Below are 3,692 nucleotides of genomic sequence, written 5' to 3' on the forward strand. Positions count from 1 at the left end.
TCAAACGATTGATTAGTATTTCTCATTAATAATTTTTGAAAAAAATTAATGACTTTCTGCCAGTTTTTTCTGAATGCTTCCAATAATCAAAAGCAACAAGAACCTAAGCCAAGTACAGCGAATGTAATAGGGATAATAATATCAAACTCTTATTATTGGATTAGATCCACCTTCTCGATATTTTTAATTGCCATATAGGCAATTAACACACCAATAATTGCAAGTGTTATAGGGATGATAATAATATCATTTAATGTCATTCCACCATTGTTAGAGCAAACGATGAAAACAATCATTATCGAGGAGATGATGGTTGTTGGTACTGAATATTTTCGCATACCGAAAAATAGAGGTATTAAACTCATTCCGGTTGCGGATAGAGCATTCATTAGAACCCTCAATGCATGATTTTTTGCAACTGTAAAAGAGAGCGTATCTGGGATAGATTGTAGCGTTTCATTCATAAAATAAAACAAAATAGCGACAATCGCATTCGCAAAAATAATGGCTGTAAATGTAAAGATGACTATAAGTATTAGCTTTGCGATAATGATTTTCTTTCTATTGATTGGATACATAAATAATATCGTAATCGTCTTGTTTTTATATTCGTCAATAATGAGTTTAGCAATTAAAGTGGAAGCGAAGATAATAAAAACAGCTCTGACAAAAGTATCAATCAAGACAAAAATAAATTCGTAACTTTCCATTATAAGTTCATCATCAAATTTTGACCCAAATAGAAATAGAAACATACAACCGAAAATAAAAGCAGTTGCAATAAGTGCCCCTTTTATTGAACTACCGATTTTATGTTTTTTTATTTCTAATTTTATAATATTAAGCATGTATCGCACCCCCATTGATCAACTTCAAAAAGTAGTCTTCTAAAGAACTCGTTTTCTTACTTATCGATTCCACTGCAACATCATTTAGGATAAAGGCTTTTGAAATATCCAATTGAGTGATGCTTGAATCATATATTCGAATGAAGCCATTCTCTATCACTTTAAAATTTGCAATTCCAAGATTATTTTCTAAGATAAAGACTGCTTTTTTACTGTTATCTACAGCTATTTCGATATATTCAGTATGCTGCCCGTTGATATTCTCCATTGAAACTTCCTCAATTAGCTTTCCATTACTAATTACACCAATAGTATCAGCCATTTGCTCTATTTCACCTAAAATATGACTGGAAATAAGTATTGTGATCCCGTACTCTTTACAAAGCATTTTAAATAAATCCCTTAGCTCCTTAATTCCAATAGGATCAAGTCCATTAATCGGTTCATCTAAAATTAACAGATCTGGCTTTGTTATGATTGCACGAGCAATACCAAGTCTTTGTTTCATCCCAAGTGAATAGTCTTTAACAGGTTTATTATTAATATTTTTTAAACCAACAAGATCTAGCGCATGCTGAATCGCCTTCTTGTCGTGGTACCCCATATATTCACAATGTAAATCTAAATTTTCTCCTGCAGTTAATTTCTCGTAAAAAATAGGATATTCAATAATCGTTCCCATCCTTTTTAACACTTCATAGGAGGTATCGGTAAATTTTTCTCCAAAAATTTCAATCTCTCCGCTTGTCGGTTTAATTAAATTGGTCATCATCTTCATTATAGTCGTTTTCCCTGCACCATTCGGTCCAAGAAACCCATAGATTTCTCCTTTTTTTACACTCATATTCACCTGAGAAATCACTTCTTTACCATGAAACACTTTTGTAAGATTGTTTGTTGTTAATATATAGGACATGCGTATTCTCTCCTCAACAATTGATAATACTTATTGTAAAATAGGATAATCTCTTTTTTCTTACTCATTTCTTACAAAAATCTTAAGTTCTGAGGAAAAGCGTAAGCGACCGTAGTACGGACTGGAGCGCTGTTCAAAAAACAATACAGGGGAAAGACGAAAGACGTGTGGTCTATTCTTTCTTTTTAAAATATGACTTTTTCGGTCGTGTTTTTTTGACAATTTTCCAAAAGTTTTACAAATACATTTGATACTGAAATAAAGCTATGCTATAGTAAAATTATATTAAATTGACTAAAAAACTAAATTAGTCAAAACGGAGGGGGTATGTGAATGGCACCCGACAGAAGAAAAATGATTGTTGAAGCGGCAACAAAATCCTTTTCATTATTTGGCTATAAAGCGACGACAATGGATCAGGTTGCTAAGCTTGCTAATGTTGGAAAAGGAACGATTTATACTTTTTTTAAAAATAAAGAGGAACTATTTGAAGAGATTATTTCTTCGTTGGTGAAAGAAATGATCGTAGAGGCTGAGGCGGTTCTCCAGCCAGATTTACCGTTTACGGAAAATGTCCATCGTGCCTTATATCGTTTATTAGAATTTCGCTCCCAGCATCACCTCATGATTAAGCTTGTCCAGGAAGAAGCCGAAATGGGAACATTGACGGTTTCCGAAATGCTGCAGCATGTTGAGAATGAGATTATTGCTTATTTACAGCAAAAAATGGAGACAGCTATTGCAAAAGGGGCCCTCCCGGCAATCAACACTGAAATCACTAGCTTTCTATTGTTAAAAATGTATATTGCCCTTGTGTCTGACTGGGAAAGAAACCACGAACCATTGAGTTCTGACCAGATTGCTGAAATTATGAAGGTGTTTCTTTTGAAGGGGCTGCCAAGGTAATAAAAAAGGCTTGTGCAAATAACTGCACAAGTCTTTTGTCATTATTAATTTTGCATTTTTAGCCATTCGTCACGGAGTATCCCCATAATGACACGGTCATATTTCTTCCCGTCCCTTAGTACGGCACTTCTCATTGACCCTTCCGTTTTAAAACCAACCTTTTCATATGCTTTTATTGCTTGAAGGTTATAGGAAATAACATCAAGCCCAACGCGATTCATGTTTAGCTCATAAAAAGCATAACGAAGTATCAGGTTCAGGGCATCTGTTCCGTAGCCCTTGCCACGATGATCCGGATCTCCAATGCCGATTGCCAGCAAACAAGCCTGATTGTTCCATTCGATGCTGTGAAGTGCAACAAAGCCAATCAGTGTGTCATCATCAAGTGTACGCAACCTGAATTCGAAATTCTTAGAGCCGTTCCTTTTCGAAGCGTCATATTCTCTCAATGCGGCAGACGATTTTGGCAGTGCAAAATCAGTATCGACTTTTCGTAAATAATCACTATTTTCCTGCCAACGAGCCATTTCCTCCGCGTCTGAATCTCTTTCAGTGGTTAATTTTAGATATTTTCCTTTAAATAAATCATTCATCATCATTCATAATTCCCCCTAATTTTTTTAGCGGGGGCAGTTGCACATTGTATCAGGCTTACCTGAGGCCCCCTGTATTACCAGTGTTTTCGGGTTCCTGCAATGAGCGATAGCATAGGCACATCTCCTCTAAACGTAATCTAGCTTAATTATAAAATCTTTTTGAAGATTCGGCAATCTTTGTTTTTACTATAAGTCTGTCAGTGTATTCTTCCATTAAACTTAAAAAAATGCCCAACAAGAAAAGAAAGATGGAGCCAATTGTTATGCTGATTTCAAATCCAAAAACAATATGGTAATCGTTCGCAAAGATACTCTTATTCTTGTTGTTCTAAAGGACAAAACGGCCTGGGAAAACGTAAAAAGTGTCTTTAATAGGGGGTCTTAAGGACAAAACGGTCCTGAAAAGCTGTAAAAATGTCTTTAATA

The 3,692-nt window shown here is 35.0% G+C and carries 4 protein-coding genes; 1 reads left to right on the forward strand and 3 read right to left on the reverse strand.

Annotated features, from left to right (window positions below; all coding sequences use genetic code 11):
- Positions 1-152: 152 nt before the first annotated feature.
- Together V7150_RS26110 and V7150_RS26115 are read right to left on the reverse strand one after the other, a co-directional pair.
- Positions 153-848 carry an ABC transporter permease gene (locus V7150_RS26110; protein WP_335524141.1) on the reverse strand — a complete coding sequence of 232 codons (696 nt, stop codon included), beginning with the start codon at positions 846-848 and terminating at the stop codon, positions 153-155.
- Positions 841-1,764 (reverse strand): ABC transporter ATP-binding protein, encoded by a 924-nt coding sequence (locus V7150_RS26115; RefSeq protein WP_335524143.1) that lies wholly within the window; start codon positions 1,762-1,764, stop codon positions 841-843. Before V7150_RS26115 ends, V7150_RS26110 begins: the two co-directional genes overlap by 8 nt.
- A 333-nt stretch (positions 1,765-2,097) precedes the next feature.
- Between V7150_RS26115 and V7150_RS26120 the strand changes: the two genes are divergently transcribed.
- Complete coding sequence (locus V7150_RS26120) at positions 2,098-2,670, forward strand: TetR/AcrR family transcriptional regulator (RefSeq protein WP_335524145.1); 573 nt, start codon at positions 2,098-2,100, stop codon at positions 2,668-2,670.
- A gap of 44 nt (positions 2,671-2,714) precedes the next feature.
- Here the strand turns inward: V7150_RS26120 and V7150_RS26125 are convergent, their stop codons facing one another.
- Positions 2,715-3,266 (reverse strand): GNAT family N-acetyltransferase, encoded by a 552-nt coding sequence (locus V7150_RS26125; RefSeq protein WP_420490337.1) that lies wholly within the window; start codon positions 3,264-3,266, stop codon positions 2,715-2,717.
- Between the last annotated feature and the right edge of the window lie 426 nt (positions 3,267-3,692).

Source organism: Neobacillus drentensis, from assembly GCF_036965245.1.
Lineage (GTDB): Bacteria > Bacillota > Bacilli > Bacillales > Cytobacillaceae > Neobacillus > Neobacillus drentensis_G.